General features: G+C 66.8%; 16 protein-coding genes and 1 pseudogene. 9 read left to right on the plus strand and 8 right to left on the minus strand.

Annotated features, from left to right (window positions below; genetic code table 11):
- Nucleotides 1-846, minus strand: a complete 846-nt coding sequence (locus ACFVJ3_RS43865) for a p-hydroxycinnamoyl CoA hydratase/lyase (RefSeq protein WP_378458026.1) — start codon at nt 844-846, stop codon at nt 1-3.
- Nucleotides 847-972: 126 nt separating this feature from the next.
- Here ACFVJ3_RS43865 and ACFVJ3_RS43870 point away from each other — a divergent pair, with 126 nt between their 5' ends.
- Nucleotides 973-1455 (plus strand): MarR family winged helix-turn-helix transcriptional regulator, encoded by a 483-nt coding sequence (locus tag ACFVJ3_RS43870; RefSeq protein ID WP_198602020.1) that lies wholly within the window; start codon nt 973-975, stop codon nt 1453-1455.
- A 25-nt stretch (nt 1456-1480) separates the two neighbouring features.
- Here ACFVJ3_RS43870 and ACFVJ3_RS43875 read toward each other — a convergent pair whose 3' ends face one another.
- The gene (locus tag ACFVJ3_RS43875) at nt 1481-2293 is read right to left on the minus strand and encodes an IclR family transcriptional regulator (protein ID WP_378458027.1); all 813 of its coding nucleotides are present in this window, start codon (nt 2291-2293) and stop codon (nt 1481-1483) included.
- 165 nt (nt 2294-2458) lie between these two features.
- On the opposite strand from ACFVJ3_RS43875, the gene ACFVJ3_RS43880 reads away from it, so the two are divergent.
- On the plus strand, nt 2459-3574 hold the full coding sequence (locus tag ACFVJ3_RS43880) for an alcohol dehydrogenase catalytic domain-containing protein (protein ID WP_378458028.1): 1116 nt from the start codon (nt 2459-2461) through the stop codon (nt 3572-3574).
- A 10-nt stretch (nt 3575-3584) separates the two neighbouring features.
- Nucleotides 3585-4250, plus strand: coding sequence for a cysteine hydrolase family protein (locus ACFVJ3_RS43885; protein WP_378458029.1), 666 nt, complete (start codon nt 3585-3587; stop codon nt 4248-4250).
- 360 nt (nt 4251-4610) lie between these two features.
- On the opposite strand, the gene ACFVJ3_RS43890 is transcribed toward ACFVJ3_RS43885, so the two are convergent.
- The 3 genes from ACFVJ3_RS43890 to ACFVJ3_RS43900 form a co-directional block, all read right to left on the minus strand.
- Entirely contained in the window at nt 4611-5651 is a 1041-nt protein-coding gene (locus ACFVJ3_RS43890; RefSeq protein ID WP_378458030.1) for an NAD(P)-dependent alcohol dehydrogenase, read from the minus strand.
- Nucleotides 5652-5760: 109 nt separating this feature from the next.
- Complete coding sequence (locus ACFVJ3_RS43895) at nt 5761-6222, minus strand: MerR family transcriptional regulator (RefSeq protein ID WP_378458031.1); 462 nt, start codon at nt 6220-6222, stop codon at nt 5761-5763.
- Between the two features lie 239 nt (nt 6223-6461).
- Nucleotides 6462-7076, minus strand: coding sequence for a hypothetical protein (locus ACFVJ3_RS43900; protein WP_378458039.1), 615 nt, complete (start codon nt 7074-7076; stop codon nt 6462-6464).
- 149 nt (nt 7077-7225) lie between these two features.
- On the opposite strand from ACFVJ3_RS43900, the gene ACFVJ3_RS43905 reads away from it, so the two are divergent.
- Nucleotides 7226-7543, plus strand: a complete 318-nt coding sequence (locus tag ACFVJ3_RS43905) for a hypothetical protein (RefSeq protein ID WP_378458032.1) — start codon at nt 7226-7228, stop codon at nt 7541-7543.
- A 247-nt stretch (nt 7544-7790) separates the two neighbouring features.
- Nucleotides 7791-8138 (plus strand): hypothetical protein, encoded by a 348-nt coding sequence (locus ACFVJ3_RS43910; protein ID WP_378458040.1) that lies wholly within the window; start codon nt 7791-7793, stop codon nt 8136-8138.
- 464 nt (nt 8139-8602) lie between these two features.
- Here the strand turns inward: ACFVJ3_RS43910 and ACFVJ3_RS43915 are convergent, their stop codons facing one another.
- Nucleotides 8603-9037 (minus strand): Clp protease N-terminal domain-containing protein, encoded by a 435-nt coding sequence (locus ACFVJ3_RS43915; protein ID WP_378458033.1) that lies wholly within the window; start codon nt 9035-9037, stop codon nt 8603-8605.
- Between the two features lie 569 nt (nt 9038-9606).
- Here ACFVJ3_RS43915 and ACFVJ3_RS43920 point away from each other — a divergent pair.
- The 3 genes from ACFVJ3_RS43920 to ACFVJ3_RS43930 all read left to right on the plus strand — a co-directional run bounded on the left by ACFVJ3_RS43920 (nt 9607) and on the right by ACFVJ3_RS43930 (nt 11883).
- Complete coding sequence (locus tag ACFVJ3_RS43920) at nt 9607-10389, plus strand: hypothetical protein (protein ID WP_378458041.1); 783 nt, start codon at nt 9607-9609, stop codon at nt 10387-10389.
- Between the two features lie 347 nt (nt 10390-10736).
- A complete protein-coding gene (locus ACFVJ3_RS43925) occupies nt 10737-11300 on the plus strand; it encodes a helix-turn-helix domain-containing protein (protein ID WP_378458034.1) in 564 nt (187 codons plus the stop codon).
- A 10-nt stretch (nt 11301-11310) separates the two neighbouring features.
- Complete coding sequence (locus ACFVJ3_RS43930; protein WP_378458035.1) at nt 11311-11883, plus strand: PIN domain-containing protein; 573 nt, start codon at nt 11311-11313, stop codon at nt 11881-11883.
- 78 nt (nt 11884-11961) lie between these two features.
- Here ACFVJ3_RS43930 and ACFVJ3_RS43935 read toward each other — a convergent pair whose 3' ends face one another.
- The gene (locus ACFVJ3_RS43935; protein ID WP_378458036.1) at nt 11962-12435 is read right to left on the minus strand and encodes a TetR-like C-terminal domain-containing protein; all 474 of its coding nucleotides are present in this window, start codon (nt 12433-12435) and stop codon (nt 11962-11964) included.
- 25 nt (nt 12436-12460) lie between these two features.
- A complete protein-coding gene (locus ACFVJ3_RS43940; protein WP_378458037.1) occupies nt 12461-12661 on the minus strand; it encodes a hypothetical protein in 201 nt (66 codons plus the stop codon).
- A gap of 101 nt (nt 12662-12762) precedes the next feature.
- On the opposite strand from ACFVJ3_RS43940, the pseudogene ACFVJ3_RS43945 reads away from it, so the two are divergent.
- Nucleotides 12763-12882 (plus strand): annotated as a pseudogene (locus tag ACFVJ3_RS43945) (IS630 family transposase); the annotation flags it as partial.

Genomic DNA, 12882 nt, shown 5'->3' on the forward strand with positions numbered 1-12882 from the left:
CTACTCTGCGGTGGTGGCGTACGTTCCCAGGCCCGGGCGGTACGTCTTGTCGTCGAGGAACTGGGTCATGCCCTGCTCACGAGCGTCGGTGTCGAACAGGATCGCCTGGTCGTGCTTGGCGTAGAGGTAATCCTCGGCGGCCTCCCACGACATCAGCCGCGAGTGCCGGAAGCCCATCTTCGCCCCGCGGACCACCCACTGGCTCAGGCTGGTCAGCTGCAGGGCGAGCTCGATGGTGCGGGCGCGGAGCTGATCGGCCGGGACCGCTTCGTTGACCAAACGCATTTCCGACGCGCGTTTCCCGTCGAACTGCTGCCCGGTCATGATGTAGAACATGGCATCGCGGGTGGGGATGGTCTCCGCCAGCGCACGAGTGACCAGGTTGCCGGGGGTGACACCCCAGTTCACCTCGGACAGGCCGAAAGTCGCGTCCTCGGATGCGATCGCCAGATCGCAGGAGACGAGCGGAACGAACGCCCCGCCGAAGCACCAGCCGTTGACCATCGCGATGGTGGGCTTGGCGTAGTTGAGGAGCTTGCGGTACTGCCAGTTCGTGCCCTCGCCGCGAACCCGGTGCTGCACCGAGCGTGGCTTGCCGTCGGTTTCCCGGAAGTACTCCTTGAGATCCATGCCGGCCGAGAAGGCGTCGTCGGAGCCGGTCAGCACCACTACGGCGCAGCGGTCGTCGTCCTCCAAATGATCGAGGGTGGCGAACATTTCGCGGTTGAGCGTCGGGTTCATCGCATTGCGCTTGTCCGGGCGGTTGAACCGGACCCAGGCGATGCGGTGCTCGTCGAACTCGACGAGGACGGTGTTACCCCAGGGTTCGTTGATGTTGTCGGACATGGAAGTCTCCGTTCGATCGTCCGGCCCGGCGGCCGTGACACAGGGTGAATGCGGTGGCAACGGGCCACGTGGCATATAAGAAGTTCTGATATGGAAGTTATCAGTGACTCTGATAACCTGTCAACCATGACTATCGAGGTGCTCGGCGACGGGACGACCCAGGACGTCGGCGGATCGCCGGCCAGGGTGACGTATCTGGTCAAACGGCTCGAGTCGGCGGTCCGCCGAGACCTCGACGCCGCCATGCAGGCGCAAGGGTTGACCACGCCGCAGTATGCGGCGCTGAGCATCCTGCAGCGCAATCCCGGACTGTCCTCGGCGCAACTGGCCCGGCGGTCCTTCGTCACCGCGCAATCGATGCAGGTCATGGTCGCGGCGTTCGTGCGCAGTGGCTACGTCGAGCGCCATCCCGATCCCGACAAGCAACGCGTGCTGCGCAACTACCTGACCGAGGCCGGGCTCGACGTGCTCGCCCGATGTGAAGAGGCGGCCGATCACATCGAGGAGCGAATGCTCGCCGGCCTCAGTCGGTCTCAGATCTCGCGACTTCGGGAGACCATGACCACCTGCGTGCAGAACCTGACCGACGGACATCATCCGGCCGACTGACGCCGGAGGGTGGCGGGGCGGGGTGTCACCGCGTGCGCGGGACCGCCCGGGGTAGCCGCGGGCTGATCGGTTGCCGGGGGCCGGGGCCGGCCAGTGCATGCGTCAGCCCGCGGCCGGCCGTCTGAACCAGGATCTTCATCTCCCGAAGATCACGTGCCCCGGTCGTCCCGAGGATGGAGATCGCGGCCATGCCCATCTCGGCAGGTCCGGTCGCCAGTGCGGCGCAGGAGGTGGACCCGGGCGTGAGTTCGTCCTCCGATGTCGCCACCCCGTCCCGCCGCACCCGCGCCAGTTCCAGGCGAAGCGTCTCGGCCGTCACCATGGTGGCCGGGGTGTATCCGGCCAGCGGGCCGCTGAGCACCCGCTCTTGAAAGTCGGGTGAGGAGTGGGCCAGCAGTACCTTGCCCACCGCGCTGGCATGCAGCGGCAACCGGCCCCCGGCGCGCCCGACCGGCGGTACGTCCGTGGTGCCCGTGATCTTCTCCACGAGCAACGCTTCTCCGCCATCGAGCACGGCGAGGAGGATGTGTGCCCGGGTCACCTCCCACAGGCTCTGAAGAAACGGCATGGCCGCCTCGCGCAGCCCATAGGTTCGCGTCGATCGCGCGGCGATCTCCCACAGCCGAACTCCCACGCAGTACTTGCCCTCGGACGTGCGCTCGAGGCCGCCCCAGTCCACCAGGTCCTGGATCAAGCGATGCACCGTGCTCGACGGCAAGTCCGTCGCGCGCGCGATCTCCGACATCGACAACTCGACGCGCTCCCCGGTGAATGCCTCGAGGATTGTCAGCGCCTTACTGGTCACCGATCGCCCGGGGGAGGTGTTCCCGCCCGCCATGTCCGCCCCTTCCTATCAGGGTCTCTGATGCAGCGTAGCGGCCTGACCCCGTGACATGTTGCCCACTGGACGGGAAACCTGTGGCCAGAGTCACATCAGAAAGTCTTACATGGAGGGGTGCCGGCCTACACCCGTCGCACCGATCATCTTCAGGAGAGAAAATCCATGACTGAAACAATGCTGGCTGCCCGCATGCACCAGGTCGGCGAACCCATGGTCCTCGAACAGGTGCCCCTGCCGCAGCCAGGACCCACCGACGTGCGAGTGTCCGTGCAGGCCTGCAACATCGTGCCGAACCTGGCCAACATTCTCGCCAACTGGACCACCTGGTTCCCGCAGAATCCGCTGCCCGCCCTGCCGGCGATATTCGGGCTCGACCCGGCCGGTGTGGTCGACGCCGTCGGTGCCGACGTCCACAGCTTCAAGCCGGGCGACCGCGTCTACGTCAACCCCGGCCGCTACTGCGGCGACTGTCTCGCCTGCCGGCGCGGTGAACACGTCAACTGCACCAGCTACGCCTTCTCCGGCTACTTCGGCTTCACCGCCACCGCCCCCCGACTGCTCGACCGGTACCCCTACGGCGGTCTGGCCGAATACACCCTCGCCCCGCAGTACTCCCTCGTCGCAATCCCCGACAGCATCGGGTTCGAGACCGCCGCACGATTCGGTTACCTGGGGACCGCGTACTCCGCCCTCCGCAAGGCGAAGGTCGGCACCGACACCACCGTGCTGATCAACGGCATCAGCGGCACACTCGGACTCGGCGTCGCCCTCTATGCCCTCGCCATGGGCGCCACCACCATCCTCGGCACCGGCCGCGACCGCGACCTGCTCGCGCGCGTCGAAGCCCTGGCCCCCAACCGCATTCGAACGTTCTCCACCCGGGACGGTGCCATCGACAACTGGGTACGCGGCACCGTCGACGGCGGTGTCGACGTCTACGTCGACGCCCTCGGTCCCGGAGCCCCCCACGAGCCGTTCCAGCAAGGCCTCAAATCCCTGCGCCGCGGCGGACGAGCCGTGAACATCGGCGCCACCGCAGGTGAAGTACCCATCGACGTCCACCACCTGATGGACCAGCAACTGCAGCTGATGGGATCATGCTGGTTCACCGCCGGCGAGGGACAGGACATGGCCGCCATGGCGGCCAACGGCATGGTCGATCTGTCCATCTTCGAGAACGTCACCTTCCCCTTGGCCAAGGTCAACGACGCCATCACCGGCATCGAGAACCGCCACGGCGGCTTCAGCAATTTCGTCATCACGCCCAGCGAGAAGTAGGACACCTCCCATGTCGACCACCGAACCGATCTCACTCGATCCCACCCTCACCGCCCTGGTCAACGTGCACTGGCAACACGACATCGTCACCCCGGACGGTGCGTTCGCCCCGTTCTTCGCCGAATCCGTTAGACGCCACGGCGTCATCGGCGCCACACGCGGACTGGTCGACGCCTTCCGCACGGCCGGGGCGCTCGTGATCTGGGCCCGCGCCGCCTTCCAGCCCGGTTACCCGGAACTGATACTCAACACCGGACTCAACCACGCCATCAAGGATCTCGGTGCCCTCATCGACGGCAGTTCCGGGGCGCAGATCATCCCCGAACTGGGCACCGGAGACGACGAACCGGTGGTCAGCCACCCGGGTACCTCGGCGTTCCCGAACACGGCGCTCGACGCCATCCTGCGCCGCCGACAGATAGACACCGTTCTCTTCACCGGCGTCGCGACCAATGTGACCGTCGAGGGCACCGCACGAGACGCAGTGAACCTGGGCTACAACGTCATTCTCGTATCAGATGCCTGCGCGGCAGCAACTGACGAAGCGCATGACGCGACGCTCGCCACCTTCTCATTGCTCGGAAAGGTCGCCTCCGCCGCCGACATCCAACGGGCGCTGCAACGACACACGGACCGCCGGGACGCGACGTCAACCCATACGCACGCCTTGGCTTAGCGACCAGGGATCGCTAGTAGGTCTCCGCGGCCGGCGAGGTGTGGGCTGGACGAGGGCGACACGCTCTCGGCTGTACTCGATTTGGGGCTCAGCGGTCAGTTAAATCCGGGGCCTCGAGCGCATCTAAATCCGTCAAGAGGCGCTACGGGCCTACGGCGTAGCGCTGCCGACGGTCACGGCCGCGGTCATCGGCGCGACGAGAAGGCTGGTGGTGGTGGCGCAGATTGCGGTCGCGGTCACTGGGCACTCCTGTGCACTGTCGTTGAGGCTGCGGATCTGTGCACCCTCGGGCGGCAAGGTGGGTTGTGGTGTGGGTGAACGCCCGCCGGAACTTGTCTGCGGCGGGCGTTCATGGTGGGGTCAGTTCAGGGTGGTGGTGTCGATGACGAACCGGTATCGGACGTCGGAGGCGAGGACCCGTTCGTACGCTTGGTTGATCTGGTCGGCGGGGATGACTTCGATGTCGGATCCGATGTGGTGGGTGGCGCAGAAGTCGAGCATTTCCTGGGTCAGGGCGATGCCGCCGATCATCGATCCGGCGAAGTTGCGGCGGCCGCCGATCAGTGACATCACGTTCACGCTGAGCGGTTCGGCGGGGGCGCCGACGTTGACCAGGGTGCCGTCGACGGCGAGCAGGCCGAGGTAGGCGTTGAGGTCGATGCCGGCGCTGACGGTGTTGACGATGAGGTCGAACCGGCCGGCGAGGTGCTCGAAGGTGTTGGGGTCGGAGGTGGCGTGGTAGGCGTCGGCGCCGAGGCGCAGGCCGTCCTCCTGCTTCTTCAGAGTTTGGGAGAGCACGGTGACCTCGGCGCCGAGGGCGTGGGCGATCTTGACGGCCATGTGCCCGAGCCCGCCGAGGCCGACGATGGCGACCGTCTTGCCGGGACCGGCACCCCAGCGGCGCAGCGGGGCGTACGTAGTGATGCCGGCGCACAGCAGCGGGGCGGCGGCGGCCGGGTCCAGGCTCTCCGGGACGGACAGGACGTAGTCGGCGTCGACGACGACATGGGTGGAGTAGCCGCCCTGGGTGGTGCTGCCGTCACGGTCGACGCCGGCGTAGGTGGGGACCATGCCGTTGGCGCAGTACTGCTCGTCGCCGTTTCGGCAGTGGGTGCAGTGACCGCAGGAGTTGACCAGGCAGCCGACGCCGACGCGGTCCCCGATCTGGTGGCGGGTGACGTCGGCGCCGACATCGGCGACGACGCCGACGATTTCGTGGCCGGGCACGACGGGGAAGGGTTGCGGGCCCCAGTCGCCGTTGACGGTGTGGATGTCGGAGTGGCAGATGCCGGCGTACTGGATTTCGATGAGGACGTCGTGGGGGCCGACGTCGCGGCGCTCGATGGTGGTGGGGGCCAGCGGCTGGCCGGCGGCGGGGGCGGCGTACGCGTTGACACGCATGGCAGTACTTCCTTCTTCCTGGTGGTCACGGTGGTGGTGAGCGGGGCAGGGCTGAGCAACCGGTGGCGCATCGGATCGTGGGCGCGCACCGGGGCAGGTGGGTTGGGGTTTATCGCCTCTTGGTGTTCTTGAGGTCGTCGGCCAGTGCGCTCGCCTCGGCCGCGAGGAGCGCGGCGCGGGGCTCGTCGCCCGCGTCGATGGCGTGCCAGTAGTCGATCTTGATGTCGACGTAGCGTTGACGAAGGGCGATCTGTTGGGCTTCGAGCTCGAGTTGCTGCCGGCGTTCGGTGAGCAGTTCGATCTGTGCGGGGGCGGCGGTGGCCCCGTGTTGGCCGTTGGCGACGTACTCTTTCATGTCTTTGACGGACATCCCGGTGGCGGCCAGGCACGCGATCCCCAGCAGCTGGCCCAGGTCGTCCTCGTCGAAGACCCGGTGCTTGCTGCTTTCCCCACGGCTGATCGGCGGGATCACCCCGACCGATTCGTAGTAGCGCAGGGTGCTGGCCGGAAGTCCGGTCAGGGCGGCCGCGTCCTTGATCGTGTAGTCGGGTGGGGTGGTTCGTGCGCTCACACCATCGACGCTAGGAACTTCAAGTACTTGAAGTCAAAGGTCGGATGAGTCACACCCCGGGTGGGGCGGTCGCGGCTGACGACGGCCGTGCGGTCTTTGTCGACGACGTCTGACCTCAACTCGCGAGAGCCGAGGCGACGACGTCTCGCATGCTGCTGCCTGGTCTGAACGGTGCTCGGCAAAACGCTGCGATGAGCGGGGTGCTGCGGTGGGTGCACCCCGGCGCCACCAGGTCGGAGTTACGCGACCCAGCGTGGGCTTCTCGGTGGTGTGTCGAACTGTTTCCACTCCTGTGCCCAGAGCCGCAACCGGTTTCGGTGAACAGGGTGTGCGAGTGCGGCGGCGAGGAGTACGGCGCCGGCCGTGAGTGCCCAGAGACCGCAGGCGGCGGTCACCGCGACCACGGTGTTTTCCCGGCCGCTCGGGATGGGGCCGGTGAGGTTGCCGTCGGCGTCGACGCTGACGGTGACGGTCTGGCCGACCTTCCCCGGGGTGTCGGTGGGCACGGCGGCGGTGCGCTCCCCGCCGGGTGTGAACCAACGGGCTCGGGCGGTGTGGGTGCCGGCGGGACGAATCGCGTACTCCGGGACGTCGGGGGCGAGGTAGGTGTCCTCGAGCAGGACAGCAGGTACGAGGTGGACGCCGGCGCGCAGTGTCTGGGTTTGCTGCTCGAGCCGGGTATGTGTCGCGGCGGCGAACGGGATCAGCAGCAGAACCACGACCGCGGTGAGCAGAACGAGGGCGGCTTCGATGCGGTCGCTGGGGCGCATCAGGCGGTTACGGCTCCACGGGCGCAGCCGCCACCACCGAACCGGTGCGGCCACCGGTGCCGGTGCCGGCTCCTTCCGACGCATCGTCACCTCCCGCAGGATCTCCGCTTCCCTCCCTTCGATTGTGGCGTTCTCGATCGCGGAAGGTGTTCGCGCAGGTCGGGTCGCGTAACCGGCCGGTCGGTGCTTATGCTCGATCTCGGGAGTTCCGCCGAGCGAAGAGGTGCACCAGCATGGCCCGAAACAGCGGCAACAGGCCGGTCGGTGGCCCGGAGTTGACGGTCGGTGTCCGGGTGCTGGTCCGCAGGAGCGCCGGGGCCGATCTCACCGGTGAGGTGGTCGAGGACTACGCGGCGGTGACCGACCCGGGCGGTGGTGGGCACGAGTGGGCGCCGGTGCATCGGTGGGCGGTCGCCCTCGACGACGGGCGGCTGGTCTTCGCCGACACCGACGACCTGACCATCGATCCGGGTTCCTGCCGCACCGCCCCGAACCCGAGCTCGGACCGGGATTCGGCCGTGCGGACACCCGGCCGACACCGGGGAGAATGATCGGAGGCAGCCGCTTCGTGGCCACTTCTGGGCAGCGGCGAACATCGTGCACACGAATGTCGCTAGCAGTCAGTCGATTACATGACTGATGCGGACGAGGTCATCAAGGGAGTACGTCGATCTCATCGCACGCTCTGTCGGGTATGCCTCAGCCGTAACGCCACACCGGACGTATTTCGTGCTGTGGTGTTGTCCGGAACTGACGTTTCGGGCTTACCGTGGCGGTATGAGAGGTGATGAGGCTCGCGTGGCCCAGGACTTCGCGGGTTGGTTGTCGTCTCAGGGCTGGACGGTGCGTACCGATGAGGATGTCGTCGACATCGTTGCCGAGAAGGACGGCCACCTGCTCTACGCCGAGGTCAAGGGTGCGAGCGCCGCGCCGGATATGGACGTCGATACCGCCATCGGGCAGCTCGTGCGGCGGATGCCGAGCGAGGCGGATCAGTCGGTGTCGTTCGCGCTGGTCGTGCGGGACGAGCCGCGATCGGTGGACGCCGCGGTGCGGGCACCTCAGCGAATTCTGGATCTGTTGGGGATGGCACTGTATGCCGTTGATGACAACGGTGGTGTGCGGCAGCTCTTCGGCCGGGTATGAAAACAGCCCCGGGCATGAGCGGGGATGGACGGTAACCTCGCTGTGTCTTGTGAGAGAGGGGAAGTGCGGTGATGGGGCGGTAGCTCAGTCGGTTAGAGCCGTGGACCCATAATCCATTGCCCTCGATGATGGGCGACTGGTTTTCGCCGACACCGACGACCTCACCGTCGATCCGTCACCCGGCGACCCGGCGACCCGAGGGCGAGATAAAGCGCCTCGTCGAGCAGCGGTAGAGGGCGCCCGGACATGGTCGTCACGGCGGCGTTCGGGACGGCGCCTTTGCTGCCCGTTCTCCGCGCTCGCGCCCATCGTCAATACCGCCGCCGGCGTCGAGTAACTGCCTTGTCGCGCCCCTCCGTGGCTCCGGCGGCCGCGCCTTTCATGCTGCCGAGATCTGTGTTCTCCGGCGCAGCGGTCGCACGTGAAATCTGGAGGGGATGACGATTTCGCTGGGGTGTGGGGGTCTACTCGTGGTGGTGTTGGAGGTGGTCGCGCATCTGGTGTGGGCTGATGGCGGTGAGGTGGGTGAGGATTCGGGTGCCGGTGCAGGTGGTGTCGGCGAGGAGGGCGAGTAGGAGGTGTTCGGTGCCGATGGTGTCGTGTCCGAGCAGCGAGGCTTCTCGCAGGCTTTGGGCGAGGGTCTTTTTCAGGGTCGGGGTGAAGGGGGGCCCGGCGCATTCGGTGTCGGTGTTGGGGTAGGCGGGGATCTCGTCGAGGGCGCTGTCGAGGTGGGGGCCGGTGATCCCCCAGGAGGTGAGGGCGGCACCGGTGGGGCCGCCGGCGGCGTGGATGCCGGTGAGGAGGTGTTCGGTGCCGAGGTGGTTGTGGTGGTGGGTGCGGGCCGCGTCGGAGGCGAGGACGACGACGTGCCGTGCCTGATCGCTGAACTTGTCGAACACCGTTGATCACTCCCTCGGCGAGCCCTGCGGATGGGTGGGGCCGTCGCCCTTCCAGTATCCCCGTGTGCGGGCGCTGAGCCTGCAAGGACGAGTCGCCTCGGGGAGGATGGTTCGGCGCTCGGTTGCGGCGGACGCCGTGGCCATGTCCGCGCCGCCTGCTCTGGGTGATCTCGGTGCGCATGCAGGCGCGGGGCCGCGCCGTGCGGGCTACGTGGAATAGCACGGACCGGCATCCAGTGGGCCCGGGCGAGGACTCGAACCGGGCCACACCGGCGGAGTTGCGCTCCCGCATGGGGTAGTCGCGCCCCGCCGGGCGTTTGAAACGGTCCTCGCGGTCTGACCGGGTTCCGGACGTCGTGGGCCGTGTCGCTGAGCGTCGCTTCCGATGTGCGGCACCGGGACTGGGGTTGGTCGACCGGATATGACCGCGGTGGTGCCACGGGAGGTTCGGCGAGATTCGGGTCGAGTGTTGTTTGCTCTCGGACGGGGACCTGATCAGTCCTTGTTTGTTATGTGGGTCGGCTACCGTGGGGTTTGTGTCAGCAGGTATTCCGGTGCCGTCGGACAAGATGACGCCGAGCCCGGAGGTTGGGCTCGACTTCGCTCGGGAATGGGTGGAGTTCCTCGATCCCGACGACGCCGAGCATCTCATCGCCGCGGACATGACGTGGCTGCTCTCCCACTGGACCTGCGTGTTCGGCACCCCGGCCTGCCAGGGCATCATCGCGGGCCGACCCGACGACGGCTGCTGCTCGCACGGCGCGTTCTTCACCGACGAGGACGATGTCGAGAGATTGCACGAGTCGGTGAAGCTGCTCGGACCCGGGGACTGGCAGTTCAGGAAGCAGGGTCTCGGGAAGAAGGGGTACATCGAGGAGGACGAGCTCGACGGCGAGCCGGCGCTGCGTACCCGCCGCTACCAGGGCGCGTGCATCTTCCTCAACCGTCCCGGATTCGAGGGTGGCATCGGGTGCGCACTGCACTCGATGGCGCTCAGGCGTGGGATTGAGCCGCTCGAGGTGAAGCCGGATGTGTGCTGGCAGTTGCCGATCCGGCGCACCCAGGAATGGGTGGAGCGACCCGACGGTGAGCAGATCCTGAAGACGACGATCACCGAGTACGACCGGCGTGGTTGGGGTGAGGGCGGCGCGGACCTGGACTGGTACTGCTCCGGCTCGCCGGATGCGCATGTCGGCGCCGTGGCGGTGTGGCAGTCGTATGCGCCGGAGCTCACCGAGTTGCTCGGTGAGGCCGCGTATCGCGAACTGGCGCGGCTGTGCAAGCGACGCGAAGGCCTCGGCCTGATCGCCGTGCACCCGGCGACCGCGGTCGCCGAGCAGAATTCTCGGTAACGGAGCGGCGGTCCCTGAGATGTCGACCCCGGTCACCCCGTTGTGGGCGTCTACGACAGGGTTGACTTACCACGTCAATTCCGGGAAATGAGCTCCCAGGTTCCGCCTTGCGGGCCTCATTTTCGGCAGGGCTCGCGAAGGGGCCGCAAGGCTGTCGAGTCTCGGTGATCACTGATGGACCGTGCGACACACGGTCACGGGTGATCCGCTGAGCTGGGACGATGGTACAAGTTGGCGCGCGCGTGTGTGGTGCCGCGCACCCCGGCTGGGCAGGTGCACGTCGACTCCGCGACCTATTCGAAAGATTCGAAAGGTGTTACGATTATTTCGAATGGAAGGGGTCGATCATGGGTGCACAGGCGTTGGATCAGCACACGTATCTGCCGCAAGCAGCGGAGGGTGTGGGGTTGGCGGAGGTGGTCGGCTTCCTCGACGCGCACGAGCGGCGCCGCGGTGACCGAGTGGAGCCGCGGTATCTGTTGGTCGGTGCCGGTGAGCACGATCAGGTGGAGTTGCCGGCGGAGGTGCATGCGGCGCTCAAGCAGGTCGTGGCCGCGCTGCAGGCCGGTCGTGCGGTGACGGTGGCCCCGCAGGCGACGATGTTGACCACGCAGCAGGCCGCGGATCTGCTGGGGGTGAGCCGGCCGACGGTGCGCCGGTTGATCGACGTGGGGGAGTTGCCGGCGGAGAAGGTCGGCACTCGCCATCGGCTGTTGTTGCGCGATGTGCTCGAGTATCAGCAGCAGCGCCGGGCCCGCCAATACGAGGCACTCGCCCAGACCGCTGTCGAGATCGACGACGAGGACGATCCGGCGGCGGTCGCGGAGCAGCTGAAGGCCGCGCGGAAGGCGGTCGCGGACCGCCGACGCACCCGCAGCGCGGGCCGGTCAGCCGCGGCGGGTGGTCGATAGGCAGCCCGGGGTGTTCGCAGCAGTTCTCGACACCTGTGTTCTCTGGCCGAGCCTGCAACGGGATTTCCTGCTGTCGATGGCCGTCGAGGGCTTGTACCGGCCGTTGTGGTCGGAGGTGATCCTCGACGAACTCGAATTCCACGAAGCGGCGAAACTGGAACGACGCGGACACAGCGCGACGGCAGCCCACGCGGCGAGTGCGCGACTGGTGGGAACGATGCGCGCGCACTTCGACGACGCCCTCGTGACCGGCTGGGAGCCACTCGAGGGTACGTTCTCGCTGCCCGATCCCGACGACGAGCATGTCGTTTCGGCCGCCGTCGTCGGCGGGGCCGGGGTGATCGTCACGCTGAACCAGAAAGACTTTCCACGAGAACGAGTTCCCGGGCACATTCAGGTGATCTCGCCGGCGGAGTTCGCAGCCGACACGGTGTCGGTGTCCCCGGCAGCCGCTGCGCGGGCGGTGGAGATGCTCGCGACCCGCCTGGCGCGGCCACTGATGACCGCCGATGAGGTCCTCGAGCAGTTGGTGACCCGGTACGGCATGGACGATGCTGTAGCGCTGCTTCGCGATCGCGAATGATTTCTCGCGCGTGGATAGTTCGTCGCGGACCCGATCAGGCGTCGAGTACCGGTGACCGGGTCTGGATGCTGGGCGCGATCACCTTCGGATGAGCTGTGCGACCTCGTTACCGGTTCCGCGCTCATGTCGGTCGGTGAGTGTCCAGTCGCGGCGTTTGGTGAGGCTTGAAAGTGTGAAACTCCTCAACTGCGAGATTCGCAATAGGTCGGGGTCGAGCGGTTTACGGGTGAGCACGATTTTGAAATGTAGGGGTGCGATGAGCATTTCGACGATGTGACGGGGGTCGGTTGTGTCGGGTAGTTCGCCGCGGTTGCTAGCGCGTGCTCCGATCTCGTCGGAGCGCGCGTAGCGGGTGTCCCAGTACTGTTTGCGGGCGTGGCTGGCTGCCGGGTCGTCGCCGGCGGCGGCGAGTGCTCGATCGAAGTCGTTGCCCTGGGGGGTGTTCAGGTATGCGGTCAGCGAGGTGAGGTAGGTGATCAGGTCGTCGCGCAGTGATCCGGTGTCGGGGACCGGGAGTAGTTCTTCGGCTTCCTCGAGCAGGGCGTCGATCATCAGGTTCTCGCGTGTCCCTGCCGATTCATCGGTAGGTGTATAGCTCGACCATCCGTTTTACCTTGTCCAGCGCTTCGCGCAGGGTGTCCAGATTTGTCGAGCCGAGCGCCAGCCGGAGCGCGTGCGGCACGTGTGCGGACGTGGCGAACGGTTCCGCCGTGGACACCGATACGTGTTCGCGCAGGGGTGCGGCCGCTATCTGGTCGGCCCGTACTTCCTCGGGCATGGGGAGCCAGAGGAAGTACGACGACGGATGGCTGACCTGAGGTTGCCCCGCTAGTGGTGTGTCTCGCAAATAATTCTTGATCGATTCGATAGAATCCGTATATGAGGAACCCGGTACCCGCTTTGCAGATTTCCGATGGGCAGCGCGTTGTGCTCGAGTCGTTGGCGCGCTCGCAGTCGGGTGCGCATCGGGAGGTGGTGCGGGCCAAGGCGTTGTTGATG

Source organism: Rhodococcus sp. NPDC127593 (assembly GCF_042671975.1).
Taxonomy (GTDB): Bacteria; Actinomycetota; Actinomycetes; order Mycobacteriales; family Mycobacteriaceae; genus Rhodococcus_F.